Origin of the sequence: Streptomyces tricolor (assembly GCF_002155905.1) — a bacterium.
GTDB lineage: Bacteria > Actinomycetota > Actinomycetes > Streptomycetales > Streptomycetaceae > Streptomyces > Streptomyces tricolor.
The window spans coordinates 1-13222 of sequence record NZ_MUMF01000324.1 but is presented as its reverse complement, the minus strand read 5'-3'; the positions used below and the strand labels follow the sequence as shown (position 1 = coordinate 13222).

Annotated in this window: 13 protein-coding genes; 2 read left to right on the top strand and 11 right to left on the bottom strand. The window is 73.1% G+C overall.

What is annotated here, in order from left to right; all coding sequences use genetic code 11:
• The 11 genes from CCN44_RS23355 to CCN44_RS23305 all read right to left on the bottom strand — a co-directional run.
• The coding region (locus CCN44_RS23355; protein ID WP_244203952.1) for a sigma-70 family RNA polymerase sigma factor at window positions 1–575 on the bottom strand (575 nt) is incomplete at its 3' end.
• A 163-nt stretch (window positions 576–738) separates the two neighbouring features.
• A complete protein-coding gene (locus tag CCN44_RS23350; protein WP_086699232.1) occupies window positions 739–1509 on the bottom strand; it encodes a hypothetical protein in 771 nt (256 codons plus the stop codon).
• A gap of 82 nt (window positions 1510–1591) precedes the next feature.
• A complete protein-coding gene (locus CCN44_RS23345) occupies window positions 1592–2137 on the bottom strand; it encodes a copper chaperone PCu(A)C (protein ID WP_086699229.1) in 546 nt (181 codons plus the stop codon).
• Complete coding sequence (locus tag CCN44_RS23340; protein WP_167404019.1) at window positions 2134–4611, bottom strand: heavy metal translocating P-type ATPase; 2478 nt, start codon at window positions 4609–4611, stop codon at window positions 2134–2136. Before CCN44_RS23340 ends, CCN44_RS23345 begins: the two co-directional genes overlap by 4 nt.
• Window positions 4612–4624: 13 nt before the next feature.
• Window positions 4625–5569: a type II secretion system F family protein gene (locus CCN44_RS23335; protein WP_059252354.1), complete on the bottom strand. Its 945-nt coding sequence runs from the start codon at window positions 5567–5569 to the stop codon at window positions 4625–4627.
• Window positions 5570–5595: 26 nt separating this feature from the next.
• Window positions 5596–6933: a CpaF family protein gene (locus tag CCN44_RS23330; RefSeq protein ID WP_059252353.1), complete on the bottom strand. Its 1338-nt coding sequence runs from the start codon at window positions 6931–6933 to the stop codon at window positions 5596–5598.
• Window positions 6930–7286, bottom strand: coding sequence for a TadE/TadG family type IV pilus assembly protein (locus tag CCN44_RS23325; RefSeq protein ID WP_059252352.1), 357 nt, complete (start codon window positions 7284–7286; stop codon window positions 6930–6932). Before CCN44_RS23325 ends, CCN44_RS23330 begins: the two co-directional genes overlap by 4 nt.
• A 1-nt stretch (window position 7287) precedes the next feature.
• On the bottom strand, window positions 7288–7668 hold the full coding sequence (locus CCN44_RS23320) for a septum formation initiator (RefSeq protein WP_086699227.1): 381 nt from the start codon (window positions 7666–7668) through the stop codon (window positions 7288–7290).
• An 8-nt stretch (window positions 7669–7676) separates the two neighbouring features.
• Window positions 7677–8912 (bottom strand): AAA family ATPase, encoded by a 1236-nt coding sequence (locus CCN44_RS23315; protein ID WP_086699224.1) that lies wholly within the window; start codon window positions 8910–8912, stop codon window positions 7677–7679.
• Between the two features lie 9 nt (window positions 8913–8921).
• A complete protein-coding gene (cpaB, locus tag CCN44_RS23310; protein WP_059252349.1) occupies window positions 8922–9626 on the bottom strand; it encodes a Flp pilus assembly protein CpaB in 705 nt (234 codons plus the stop codon).
• A 58-nt stretch (window positions 9627–9684) separates the two neighbouring features.
• Window positions 9685–10566 carry a hypothetical protein gene (locus CCN44_RS23305; RefSeq protein WP_086699221.1) on the bottom strand — a complete coding sequence of 294 codons (882 nt, stop codon included), beginning with the start codon at window positions 10564–10566 and terminating at the stop codon, window positions 9685–9687.
• Between the two features lie 302 nt (window positions 10567–10868).
• Here CCN44_RS23305 and CCN44_RS23295 point away from each other — a divergent pair, with 302 nt between their 5' ends.
• Both CCN44_RS23295 and CCN44_RS23290 read left to right on the top strand, forming a co-directional pair.
• Window positions 10869–12587 (top strand): chitinase, encoded by a 1719-nt coding sequence (locus CCN44_RS23295; protein WP_086699218.1) that lies wholly within the window; start codon window positions 10869–10871, stop codon window positions 12585–12587.
• Window positions 12588–12720: 133 nt separating this feature from the next.
• Window positions 12721–13215 (top strand): hypothetical protein, encoded by a 495-nt coding sequence (locus CCN44_RS23290; protein WP_237482574.1) that lies wholly within the window; start codon window positions 12721–12723, stop codon window positions 13213–13215.
• The last annotated feature ends 7 nt before the right edge of the window (window positions 13216–13222 follow it).

Genomic DNA, 13222 nt, shown 5'->3' with positions numbered 1-13222 from the left:
GCCACCCGGGAGCGGACCGTGCCCACGGGGCAGTCGCTCACCTCGGCGGCCTCCGCGTACGGCAGACCGACCATCTGGGTGAGGACGAACGCCTCCCGGCGCTCGTCCGGCAGCGAGGCGAGCAGGTCCAGCAGCGCGATGCCGTCCTCGAAGCCGGGCAGGTCCTGCGGCTGGGTCAGCTCGACGGCCAGCTGCCAGTCCGGTACGTCGGACAGCCGAGGCCGGCTGGCGGCGTACCGGTAGCTGTCGATCACCGCGCGGCGGGCGATCGACAGCAGCCAGGAGCGGGCGGACGAGCGCCCCTCGAACCGGTGCAGGCTGCCGAGCGCGCGCAGGAACGTGTCCTGCGCCAGATCGTCGACCGCCTGCGGATCGCCGCACAGATGGGCGACGTAGCGCTGCACGTCGCGGTGGAGGGCGCGGACGAAGTGCTCGACGGCACGCGGGTCGCCGCCTCGGGCGGCCAGCGCCCAGGCCGTTATCGCGTCGTCCACGGGTACCGCTTCGGGGGTTCTGTCACCTCCCCGGCTGTCGGCGGTCGCCTCGTGCGAGGTGGTCAGGGCAGGGGTCATCACCTGGTGTCCTTCTCGGATCATCCGGCCGCGGAGCCCGGGGCGCGCGGGAGCGCGCGCGGTCCGGCGCGTGCCGGTGAGGGGGAGACGGCCCTACGGCGGCTTGATGGCCGTACGGCCGATGCCCGAGGCGCACAGGGGCGGCCTCGGGGTGAGCCGGCTGTCGTCAGGCGACAGCGGTCCCCGCGGGCGGACCCCGGGTGATGATCGCGTGGACGAGCAGGAGGAGCCGCGGCGCCCGGTGCGAACGGCGGCGGCGCAGGCGCACGCGCGGGCCGTCCGGGGCGGCGGGCACGACCAGCAGCAGCCGCAGCGGCGCCGCCAGCCATCCGGCGACGGCCCGCAGGATGCGGAACGCGGCCTTCTCGCCGCACGCCAGCCACAGGCCGCACAGGAGCGCGGCGAGCAGGTGGGCGGCGAACATGCCGAGGGACGAGGTACCACCGCCCATGGAATGCCCCATGCCCATGTGGCCCATGCCCATGTGGCTCTCGGCCATGTGCCCCATGTCCATGGAGTGCATGTGCAGCGAGCCCATGTGCGGTGCGCCCATATGTGTCGACCCCATGTGCGTCGACCCCATGTGCGTCGACCCCATGGGCAGGGAGCCCATGTGCATGGCCCCCATGCCGTGTCCCAGGCCCCCGGCGGCCGTCGGCGCTCCCGCCTCCGCTCCCGCGGTCACCGACTGAGCGAACGAGAACGCCGAGTGCAGCACGGTCTGGACGGCGACCACGACTGCCACGATCAGCGGCAGCCCGCGCTCACGGCCGGCCAGGCACCAGCCCAGCAGGCCGGTCACGGCGAACCCGGCGGCCAGCGCCCAGGCGGGCACATGGCTGCCGGACATCAGGACGTGGCCGAGGGCGGCGAGCAGCACACAGACGGCCGCGAACACCGCGGCCCGTACCGTGCGAGAACACCACCCAGCAATCATGGTGTCTCATCCTCGCATCGGTGCGTCGGTCGTCATGGACGGGGTTTCCGGCCTCTTCGGCAAAGGTCCGCGGTCGCGGCGGTCACGGGGCGCCGTCGGCCGGGCGGATCACGACGGCCGTCGTGCTGACCGGCCCGCTGTGCTCGAAGTGCAGGGTGAACGGCACGGTGTCGCCGACCCGCCACCCCCGCTCGGCCCGCAGCGTCACGTCGACGCCGGCCGGTGACATGAGCACTCCCCCGCCGGCCGGGACGGTCACCGCGTCCACGCCCTCCCGGTAGGCCGCCCCGCTCCCGTTCATGCGGTGGCGGCTCAGCGCCGGCTCGCCGCCGGTCGCCGTGGACGTCACCCGGACCAGCCGGTCGTCGGCCCCGCCGGAGTTGAGGAGCGAGAAGAACGCGGCGGTCTCCGTCGTATCGCCGTAGGGCAGGAAGACGCGTCCGGGGGCCACTTCGATCCGGGGCGGGCTGCCCGCCTGCCCGGCCGTCACCCAGGCGGTCAGGGCGGCGAGGGCCACGCCGCACGCGGCCACGGGCACGAGCACGGCGCTCAGGGCGTCCGCCGGCCGACGGCGGGCGGGGCGCGAGGGATACGAGGGATACGAGGGATGCGAGGGGTGCACGGTCATCGGGTGCGCCTCCGGACGGGCGACGGCTGCCAGGCGCGCAGCCGCAGACTGTTGCCGACCACCAGCAGGGAACTCACCGACATCGCCGCCGCGGCCGGCATCGGGGCGAGCAGACCGACCAGGGCCGGCGGCACGGTCACGGCGTTGTAGCCGAACGCCCACACCAGGTTGGCGCGGATCGTGCGCAGGGTGCGCCGGGCCAGCCGTACGGCGTCCGCCAGGGCCTCGATGTCGCCGCGCACCAGGGTCACGTCGGCGGCGTCGATCGCGACGTCCGTGCCGCTGCCCATGGCGATCCCGAGGTCGGCGGCGGCGAGGGCGGCGGCGTCGTTCACGCCGTCGCCGACGACCGCGACCCGGCGGCCCTGCGCGCGCAGGTCCCGGACGAGGCTGGCCTTGTCCTCGGGGGTGCGGCGGGCGTGCACCTCCTCGATGCCCAGGGCGGCCGCGACGGCCCGGGCGGGCGCCTCCCGGTCGCCGGTGGCCAGCACCGGGCGCACACCGAGGCGTCGCAGCCGGTCCACGGCCCGGTAGCTGCCGGGGCGTACGACGTCCCCCACCTCGATCAGGGCCTCGGCCCTGCCGTCGACCCGGACCAGGACCGGGGTGCGGGCGGCGGCCTCCGCCGCCGTCAGCGCCTCGGCCAGGGCCGCGGGCAACTCGCCGTCGGGAGCGAGGACTTCGACCAGCCGGCCTTCGACCCGGCCGCGTACGCCCCGGCCCGGCTCGGCGGTGAAGCCGCTCGCGTCCGGCAGCGGCCGTCCGGGCAGGGAGCGCCGGGCGTGGGCGGCAATAGCCCGGCCCAGCGGATGCTCGGAGCCCCGCTCCACCGCGCCGGCCAGCCGCAGCACCGCCTCCCGTCCGAGTCCGCCGGCCGCCACGGTGACCCGGGCGACGGTCATGTGTCCGGAGGTGAGGGTGCCGGTCTTGTCGAGGACCACGGTGTCGATGTGCCGCAGCCCCTCCAGCGCCCGGGGTCCGCGGACGAGTACGCCGAGTCGGGCCCCGCGTCCGGTGGCGGCCAGCAGCGCGGTCGGGGTGGCCAGGCCGAGCGCGCAGGGGCAGGCCACGACGAGGACGGCGACGCTCGCGGTGACGGCCGCCTGCGGATCGGCGCCGGCCCCGAGCCAGAAGCCGAGGGCGGTGACGGCCAGCGCCAGGACGACCGGTACGAACACACCGGCCACCGAGTCGGCCAGCCGTTGCGCCTTCGCCTTGCCGGCCTGCGCCTCGGTCACCAGCCGGGTGATCCGGGCGAGCCGGGTGTCGGCACCCACCGCGGTGGCGCGGACGGCGAGCAGTCCGCCGGCGTTGACGGCCCCGCCGACCACGGTGGCGCCCGGTCGCACCTCGACGGGCTCGCTCTCGCCGGTGACCAGGGACAGGTCCACCGCCGAACTGCCTTCCACCACCTCGCCGTCGGTGGCCACCCGCTCCCCGGGACGGACGACGAAGACCTGCCCGACGGCCAACCGCTCGACCGGCACCAGGACTTCGTGCCCGTCCTGCCGTACCGACACCTCCTTGGCGGCCAGTCGGGCCAGCGATCTCAGGGCGGCGCCGGTACCGTGCCGGGCCCTCGCCTCCAGGAACCGTCCCGCCAGCACGAACAGGGGGACGCCGACGGCCGCTTCGAGATAGAGGTGCGCGGCACCGTCGGCCGCGGCAGGCGCCAGGCTGAACGGCATCCGCATGCCCGGCGCCCCGGCGCCGCCGAGGAACAGCGCGTACGCCGACCAGGAGAAGGAGGCCGCGACGCCCAGGGAGACCAGCGTGTCCACGATGGGCGCGCCCAGTTCCTCCCCCTGCTGGAGCGCCGTCACGAACATGGCCACCTGTTCGGAGTCGTTGCGCCGGCGCAGCTCCGCGAAGGCCTCGCGGCGGCTCATGCCGAGGTCCATCTGGCGCAGGGTGATGCGGAGTTCGTCGGCCCACGGACCTTCGTAGCGGGAGGCGACCCGGTCCAGGGCCTGGCGGAAGCCGAGCCCCGCGCTGACCACCACGGCGAGTACGTCCAGGAAGTCGGGCAGGGTGCGTTCGATGACGTCCTTGCGGACCCGGATCGCCGACCACAGGCCGACCTCCGTCCAGAACGCGCCGAACAGGAGCAGGAGGACGGCCACGAACCACTGGCCGCGCAGCAGGAACACCAGGAAGCCGGTGCCGCCCAGTGCGCCGTACACCGCGCGGCGGGCCGCGTAGCGGTCGAGGGTCAGGCCGCCGGGGTTGCCCGCGAGGTCGATCTTCCGGCGGTACTTGGCCACCAGGCGCGGGCCCATCAGGCGCAGCACGGCCGGGGCCCAGCGCATGCCGAGGCGGTCGACGACCGAGCCGACCGCGCCGGTGCGGGTGGCGCCGACCTCCAGGGCGACGGCGAGGTCGCCGGGGAGTCTGGCGTCCGCGCGGTACATGCGGACGCCGGCGAAGACGCCCCAGACGCCGAGGCCCATCAGCAGGGCGAGCAGGAATGCCACCGGGTCACCTCCCTCACACGTCGATCCGGCTCAGGCGGCGGATGAGGACGAAGCCGACGGCGTACATGACGAACGCGATGATCACGCAGGCCTGTCCGGCCGGTGAGCCGGTCATGCGGTCCAGCGCGCCGTCCTTGACGCCGTTCATCAGGAACAACGCGCCGACACCGAGGACGGGTACGGCGTACGACGTCATGGTCACCTGGGAGAGTTGGGTGCGGATCTCGCGCCGGGTCTCCTTGCGCTCCTCCAGGGTCTCCGTCAGGTTGCGCAGCGCGGAGACCACCTGGCCGCCGGCCCGGTTCGACAGGACCAGGGTGGTGACGAGGACGACCAGTTCGCGGGAGGGGAGGCGGTCGGCCAGTTCACCGAGGGCGTCCTCCAGGGAGTGGCCGACGGACAGCTGGTCCGAGACCTTGGCCAGCTCCTCGCCGGCGGGGGCCTCCAGTTCCTCCGCGGCCATGCCGATCGCGGTGCGCAGGGCGAGGCCGGCCTGGGTGGCGTTGGCCAGGATGCGGGCCAGTTCGGGGAGTTGGTTGATGAAGCGTTCGATGCGCTTCTGCCGCTGCCAGTTGAGGAACTGGACGGCCGCCCCGACGCCGAGGAGTCCGGCGAGCGGGCCGAAGAAGGGCGCCAGGGTGGCCTGGCCGACCAGCCAGAGCGCGGCGACCGCGGCGAGCATGGCCGCGAAGAACTCGCCCGGCGTGACGTCCATCCCGGTCGCCGCCAGGCGTCGTTCCAGCCGGCGGCCGAGGCGGGTGCGGCGCAGCCGCCGGTCCAGGCCGCTGAAGCGGCGCCGGCGGCCGGTCGGGGGCGGCGCGCCGGTGTGCGCGAGGCGGTCCACGAGGGCGGCGCGCCGGGCCCGGCCGGAGGCGTAGGCGTGCACCCCGGCCACCGCCAGGACGCAGGTCAGCAGCGTCACGCCGGTGGTGAGCTGGACGAGGGTGTGGAGTTCCATGGCCATGGTCCTGTCCTGGGTCCGTCCTACCGGGCTTCTCGGGTGGCCAGCTGGTCGGCGGAACGGGCCACGCCGAAGGCCTGCGGGAGGGGCTGGCTCGCCATGTAGAGGCGGTCGGCGGTACGGCGGGGCAGCGGGAAGTGGCGGAAGGTGCCGTGGACCCGGCCGTCGGGGGTCATCGGCCGGGCCTCGAAGCGAGCGGCGGTGGCCAGCCGGTACGGCTCCCCGCCGTGGCTGTCGAGCAGCGCGATCTCGGTGATGCGGCGGGCGCCGTCGGCGAACCGGGTGAGCTGGACGATGACGTCGACCGCGCTGTTGATCTGGTCGTGCAGGGCGACGAAGGGCACCTCCACGTCCGACATCGACGCCAGGGTCTGAAGCCGTGTCAGCGCGTCCTCGGCGCTGTTGGCGTGCACGGTGGCGAGGGAGCCGTCGTGGCCGGTGGACATCGCCTGGAGCATGTCGAGGGACTCGCCGCCGCGGACCTCGCCGACCACGATCCGGTCGGGGCGCATCCGCAGCGAGTTGCGGACCAGGTCGCGGATGGTGACCTGGCCCTTGCCCTCCACGTTCGGCGGGCGGGACTCCAGGCGGACCACGTGGGTCTGCTGGAGCTGGAGTTCGGCGGAGTCCTCGATGGTGATGATGCGCTCGTGCGGCGGGATCAGCCCGGACAGGGCGTTCAGCAGGGTGGTCTTCCCGGTGCCGGTCGCGCCGGAGACGATGATGTTGAACTTGGCCTGCACCAGGCCGGCCAGCAGGTACACCATGTGCTCGTCGAGCGAGCCGAAGCCGATCAGCTCCTGGAGGGTGAAGGAGCGCGGGAAGCGGCGGATGGTGAGGATCGGGCCGGTCAGGGAGAGCGGCGGGATGATGACGTTGACGCGTTCGCCGGAGGGCAGGCGGGCGTCGACCATCGGGTTGGACTCGTCCACGCGGCGGTTGACCGTCGACACGATCCGTTCGATGGTCTGCATCAGCTGGTCGGCGGAGACGAACCTGAGGGGCAGCTGTTCGACGCGTCCGCCGCGCTCCACGAAGATCGCGTCCGGGCCGTTCACCATGATCTCGGTGATCGACGGGTCCTCCAGCAGCGGTTCCAGGATGCCGAGGCCCAGCGCCTCGTCCACCACCCGGCGGATGAGCTGGGACCGTTCGACGGTCGACAGGACGGGGCCCTCGCGGCTGATGATGTGCCCGAGCACCCGTTCCAGCCGGGCCCGGCGCTCGGCGGCGGCGAGCGAACTCATCTCCGCGAGGTCGATCTCCTCCAGCAGCTTGGCCCGGTAGGAGGCGACCAGGTGCCCGTCCTCGCCCCGGCTGCCGTGCTCCTCCGGAGTGCTGATGCGTGCCCGCAGGCTCATGGTCGGCTCCCCTGGTGGTCGAGCGGCATGGTGGCGGACTTGGTGGCGTCGCCGAGGTCCCACACGATGGTGGGGATGTGGACGGTCGCGGTGACGGTCACCGCGTCGCCCCCGCCGGCGGACGCGCAGGACACCTGGAGACCGCCGCTCACCGCGTCCGCGCACGCCTGGCTGTAGGACTGCCCCAGCGACGCCGCCCGCGCGCCCGCCCGGGCCGCCGTACCGGCCTGTTCGGCGGCGTAGGCGACGGCGCCGAGCTGGATGCCGGCCAGGCCGACGATCAGCAGGACGGGGATGAACCCCAGGTACTCGATGGCGACCTGGCCCAGGTCGCGTCTCCTCCGGTACGGCATCTCAGCGCTTCGCCTCCTCCACGGCCCCCGCGTGGCCGTGCACGGTGACGGGGAAGTCGATCAGGCCGGGGAAGAGGACGGGGACCTTGACGGCCACGTCGGCCGTGACATAGCCGGTACCGCCGCAGTGCTCCACGCCGGCGCCCGCGCGCCACGCGCCCGACAGATGCTCGAGCGCCGCCCGCTCGCACGCCGCGAACCGCTCCCCCCGCGGTGCCGCCGTGCCCGCCCGCACGCCCTCGTCCGCGGCGTTCCCCGCGAGCGTGAAGGCGTACCCCGTGAGCACGGCCTGCCACATCAGCACCAGTGTCAGGACGATCAGCGGCGTCATGCCGAGCAGCTCGACGCTGACCTGTCCCCGGTCCCCGCCCGGCCTTCTCATGGCACGGCTCACTCCTTCCGCCGCCGGAAGCTCCCGGCGGCCCGGCCGGTCCCGCGGTGGGAGGCCGCCTCCCCCGCCTTGGCCAGCCCCAGCTCCCCGGCGAGCGCCCACAGCGCCTGCTTGACCGTGGACCGGCTGTCCAGCTCGTGCAGCCGCCCGGCGTCCACGACGCCCTGCAGCTCCTTGAAGCTGGCGGGTACGGCGGTACGCGCCAGCGCGGTGCCGGTGATGCGCTGCACCAGCGCGGGCTGGATCTCGGTGCTCCGCGTGTGCCGGTTGACGACGACCGTGGTCTCCTCGGCCTTGCGGATCTGCAGCCGGTCCCACATCCGTACGGTCCGTTTGGCGGCGCGTACGGCGATGACGTCCGGGGTGGTGACCAGCAGCGCGGTGTCGGCCGTCTCGACGGCCGCCGCGCCGGCCCCGCCGAGCTGGGCGCCGCAGTCGATGACGACGACCTCGTAGCGGGAGCGCAGGGCGCTGATCAGCTGGCGGACGGCGCGGTCGGTGACCTCCTCGCCGCGTTCGCCCTCGCCGGGCGCGAGGAGCAGGGCGAGCCCGGTGTCGTGGCGGAAGACGGCGTCGGCGAGGACGCGGGGCGAGATGTCGGTGATGGCGGCCAGGTCGGCCACCGACCGGCGGAACTGGATGTCCAGGTAGGAGGCGATGTCGCCGGTCTGCAGGTCGAGGTCGACCAGGGCGGTGGCGCGGCCGGAGGCCTGGGCGGCGAGGGCCAGCTGGACGGCGGTCAGGGTCGCGCCCACGCCTCCCTTGGCGCCGCTGACCGTGACGACGGTGCCGCCGGCCCCGGCAGCCTGCTCGCCGCCGTGCCCGAGGTGCCGTCGTACCCCCGTGGACCACTGGGCGACGGCCTGGACGCGGCTGGCGAGGTCCTCGTACGACAGCGGGAGCGCGACCAGGCCGCGGGCGCCGGAGTCCATGGCGGCGGCGAACAGGCCGGGGCTCGCGTCGGTGGTGACGAGGATGACGCCGACGGCGGGGAAGCGCAGGGCGACCTCGCGGATCAGCTCCAGGGCCGGGACCGGGCCGATCCGCTCGTGGACGACGACCACTTCCGGGAGTTCGTCCACCGACTCGGCGGCGAGCCGGGCGAGGGTGTCGACCAGCTGGGTGGAGTCGGTGACCGGGGGCTGCGGCTCGGCGTCGGGGAGCTGGCTGAGCAGGGTGGTGAGGGAGCGGACGGCGTCCGGGTCCGCGCCGGCCGGGAGGATCCTGGTGGGCATGGCCGCCTCTCACTTGTCCGTCGCGAGTTCGTAGGTGCGGTCCTTGTCGGGGACGCTGGTCTCGCTGCCGGGGGCCACGAGCGCGAGCCGGACGCGCTGGGCGAAGGACTCGGCGTAGGTGATGCGCTGGGCGTCGAGGGCGGACAGCGCGAAGGTGATGGGGACGGCTTCGCCGGCCTGCCGGTTCCGGTCGCGGTCGGGGTCGAGGGCGGTGATCCGGCCGACGTCGAGGACCCGGGCGTCGGTGATGATGATCTTCGACTGGTCGGGGTCGCCCTCCTTCTCTCCCTCGAACGTGGCGTACACGTTGACGCGCGAGCCGGGAGTGATCTTGCCGGCGACCCCGGTGGCCGCGTCGATCATGATGGCGACCTCCTGCTGGCCGGGCTGGAGGGCGGGCCGGTCCACGATCATGTCGGTCTGGAGCAGGGAGCCGGTGCGCAGGGTGGTGACGGCGATCTTGCCGCGGATCTGCCGCAGGTCGGTGACGGCGTTGTCGGACAGCCACCGCTTCGGCATCTCGACCTTCTCGAACTGGTCCGTGTCCAGCGCGGTGTACGGCTTCACCTCGGACTTGACCCGGTAGGCGGCGACCTCGGGCCCGACCTTGGAGTTCACGTCGTGGATGACGGAGAGCACGCCGGCGAACGCGCCCAGCGCGCACAGGGCCGACAGGATCAGGAGTATCACGCCGCGGCGCTGACGGGAGTTCATGGACCGTGCAACCTCATTGGGGGAATCGGTCGAGCGGGACGGGTCGGGATCGCGCGGGTCAGGCGGGCGTTCGCGGCTCCAGGGCGCGGGGGGCCGGCGGGTCGTACCCGGGCGGGCCGGCGGAGCAGAAGACGCAGCGGTCGCCGATGACGTCGATGCCGCACCAGTGGCAGCTGGCCCGGCGTACGGAGGCGACCAGTTGGTAGAGGACGGACAGGTCGGCGAGGTAGCCGCAGAACTCGACCATGCGGCCGGTCCCCCACCACACCGGGGACTCGGCGGGCAGCGGGGTCTCGCGCAGGCCGTGCACCCCCCACCGGGTGCCGAGGCCGCCCGCCCACTCGCTCGGCAGCTGCCCCTTGGCGACCAGCAGCCAGGTGCTGAACTCGGGCCCCTTGAGCGTGGCGCCGGGGGCGACCTTGACGAGCTGGGGCTCGGGGTGGGCGAGGACGGCGAACTGGCTGCCCGGCACCCAGGACCTGGCGTGCGCCTTCAGTCCGACCGGGACCCGGTCCAGCCTGGCGACGGAGCCGAGGACGGCACCGGCGTGGATGTAGTGGGTGAGCAGCCGTCCGGCGCAGGCCAGCACGCCCGGGCTCAGGTCGCAGGAGGCGAGCTGGCGCAGCTGCCGGGCGAGGACGGCGACGCCCAGCGGGGGCAGGGCGGGCCGGAACAGGGCGATGCGGTCGCTCTCCAGCAGCGAGCGCAGGGTGTACAGCCGCCGTACGACCGGTTCCGGGGTGGCCTGGGAGCAGACGACGACCACGTGGCCGTACTGCTCGGTCAGGGTGTGGAGTTCGGTGAGGGCCTGGTCCAGCGGCTTGCGGTCGAGGCCGACCAGGACGACGGCGGGCATGGTCCGTTCGTCCTGCGCCGGCAGTGCCATGTCGGCACTGGTCACGGCAATGGCAGTTGGCACGCGCAGCTCCCCGCTCTTCACACCCGTCGGCCCACCGGTGTAACTCCAATGCGCCAGGACGACTTCATTGCGTGACTACCCGAGCACTGTATCCACGGCCGTATGGCCGGAGAACAGCGTTGGTGAAGCCGGTGTGGAACTCTCCCGGAGCAAGTCCCGCCAAACCCGGACAGGTTGAGCAGCCGACGGAAGACGGTTCTGTTCTGAACCTCTTGACACCGCCGATTGGTCTGGACCAACTTATGGGGCCAAGCCCTTCCCTCCTTCCGTCTCCTTCCCTCTCCTCGCTCTCCCCGCACGCCGACTCCCCACCGGAGGCTCCCGTGGACCGCGCACCAGGCATACCCAGACCCCGCAGACGGCGGCTCGCGGCATGGTCCGCCGCCACCGCCCTGGCCCTCTCCGTCGCGGGCCTCGCCGCGGCCGGCCCGGCCGCAGCGGCGGACGTCAACAACGTCAGGAACGCCGGCTTCGAGTCCGGCCTGACCGGCTGGACCTGTACGGCCGGCAGCGGCACGACGGTCTCGTCCCCGGTGCACGGGGGCGCCACGGCCCTGAAGGCGACCCCGTCCGGCCAGGACAACGCCAAGTGCAGCCAGTCGGTGGCGGTCAAGCCCAACTCGACGTACACGCTGGGCGCGTGGGTGCAGGGCGGCTACGCGTACCTGGGCGTCACGGGCACGGGCACGACGGACGTCTCGACCTGGACCCCCGACAGCTCGTCCTGGAAGCAGCTGTCGACGACGTTCACCACCGGCGCCTCGACGACCTCGGTCACGGTCTACACCCACGGCTGGTACGGCCAGGCGGCCTACTACGCCGACGACGTCTCGGTCCTCGGCCCCGACGGCGGCGGAGGCGGCGACCCGGCCCCCACGGTCCCGGCGGCCCCGGCCGGCCTCTCCGTCACCGGTACGACCTCCTCCTCGGTCTCGCTGTCCTGGTCCGCGGTCTCGGGCGCGACGGGCTACAACGTCTACCGGAACGGCACGAAGATCACGGCGGTGACGGGCACGTCGGCGACGGTGACCGGCCTTTCCGCCGCGACGTCGTACACCTTCCAGGTGACGGCGACGAACGCGGCGGGCGAGTCGGCGAAGTCGGCGACGGTGACCGGCACGACGTCCTCCGGTTCCGGCGGCGGAGGCGGCGGGACGCTCCCCAAGCACGCGGTGACCGGCTACTGGCAGAACTTCAACAACGGCGCGACGGTCCAGAAGCTCTCCGACGTCCCGTCGGCCTACGACATCATCGCGGTGGCCTTCGCCGACGCGACGTCGACCCCGGGAGCGGTGTCCTTCACCCTGGACTCGGCCGGTCTGGGCGGCTATACGGTCGACCAGTTCAAGGCGGACGTCAAGGCCAAGCAGGCGGCCGGCAAGAAGGTCATCATCTCGGTCGGCGGTGAGAAGGGCACGGTGTCGGTGAACGACGCCGCCTCGGCCGCCAACTTCGCGAACTCCGTCTACTCGCTGATGCAGACGTACGGCTTCGACGGCGTCGACATCGACCTGGAGAACGGCCTGAACGCGACGTACATGACCCAGGCGCTGCGCGCGCTGTCGGCGAAGGCGGGCCCGTCCCTGATCATCACGATGGCCCCGCAGACGATCGACATGCAGTCGACGTCGAACGGCTACTTCCAGACGGCCCTGAACATCAAGGACATCCTCACGGTCGTCAACATGCAGTACTACAACAGCGGTTCCATGCTGGGCTGCGACGGCAAGGTCTACAGCCAGGGCACGGTCGACTTCCTCACCGCCCTCGCCTGCATCCAGCTGGAGGGCGGCCTGTCCCCGTCCCAGGTCGGCCTGGGCCTGCCCGCCTCCACCCGGGCCGCGGGCGGCGGCTACGTCTCCCCCACCGTGGTCAACAACGCCCTGGACTGCCTGACGAAGGGCACCGGCTGCGGCACCTTCAAGCCGTCCAGGACCTACCCCGACCTGCGGGGCGCGATGACCTGGTCCACGAACTGGGACGCGACGTCCGGGAACGCGTGGTCGAACGTGGTGGGCCCCCACGTGGACGCCATGCCGTGACCTGACCCGCACGGCACCACCCAGCGCCCGGGCTTCGGCCCGGGCGCTGTCGTGTGCGGGGACGGCCGAACTTGAGCGCTCGGCCGTGTATCCCTTTTGCACACCGCAACAGTGCGGTGTGATGATCCCGGACATGGCTGAACACGGGGGAGATGCCGCCTCGGCGGGGCATACACGCAGGTCACGGCTGTACGACTACGCGGACTTGGCCATAGCCGACCAGCAGGAGTCCCCCTCCGACGGGGCCGGGCGCCGGCGCCGGGAGTTCGCGGTGCTGTTGGGTGAGTTCCGCCGTAGGCCGGTGCTGGTGCCGTTGGACGAGGACGGTGCGCCGTTGGCGGGGGACTTCGGTGATGTCCGCTGGCTCTATGCCTTCTCGGACGAGCAGGCGCTGGCCCGTTACGCGATGGCGCGGGGTGAGGCGTCTCGTGAGTGGCGGTACCAGAGGGTGCTTGGCGCGCGGTTGCTGGATGCGGTGGTGCCGGCGGTGGGGGTGCCGTGCGGGGTGGCGTTGGACTGCGCGGACGGTGAGGACGGGATGGTCTTTCCCCCGGTGTGCGGGATCGTGCCGGATGCGGTGGCCGTGGACGTCGATGTGGAGGACGTGGAGACGGGGGGCGGGCAGTGAGCGGGGG

Excerpts from the sequence above, each read along its gene's own strand:
- CCN44_RS23350 (WP_086699232.1), bottom strand. The coding sequence starts at position 1,509 with ATGATTGCTGGGTGGTGTTCTCGCACGGTACGGGCCGCGGTGTTCGCG.
- CCN44_RS23345 (WP_086699229.1), bottom strand. The coding sequence starts at position 2,137 with ATGACCGTGCACCCCTCGCATCCCTCGTATCCCTCGTATCCCTCGCGC.
- CCN44_RS23335 (WP_059252354.1), bottom strand. The coding sequence starts at position 5,569 with ATGGAACTCCACACCCTCGTCCAGCTCACCACCGGCGTGACGCTGCTG.
- CCN44_RS23330 (WP_059252353.1), bottom strand. The coding sequence starts at position 6,933 with ATGAGCCTGCGGGCACGCATCAGCACTCCGGAGGAGCACGGCAGCCGG.
- CCN44_RS23325 (WP_059252352.1), bottom strand. The coding sequence starts at position 7,286 with ATGCCGTACCGGAGGAGACGCGACCTGGGCCAGGTCGCCATCGAGTAC.
- CCN44_RS23320 (WP_086699227.1), bottom strand. The coding sequence starts at position 7,668 with ATGAGAAGGCCGGGCGGGGACCGGGGACAGGTCAGCGTCGAGCTGCTC.
- CCN44_RS23315 (WP_086699224.1), bottom strand. The coding sequence starts at position 8,912 with ATGCCCACCAGGATCCTCCCGGCCGGCGCGGACCCGGACGCCGTCCGC.
- cpaB (WP_059252349.1), bottom strand. The coding sequence starts at position 9,626 with ATGAACTCCCGTCAGCGCCGCGGCGTGATACTCCTGATCCTGTCGGCC.
- CCN44_RS23290 (WP_237482574.1), top strand. The coding sequence starts at position 12,721 with ATGGCTGAACACGGGGGAGATGCCGCCTCGGCGGGGCATACACGCAGG.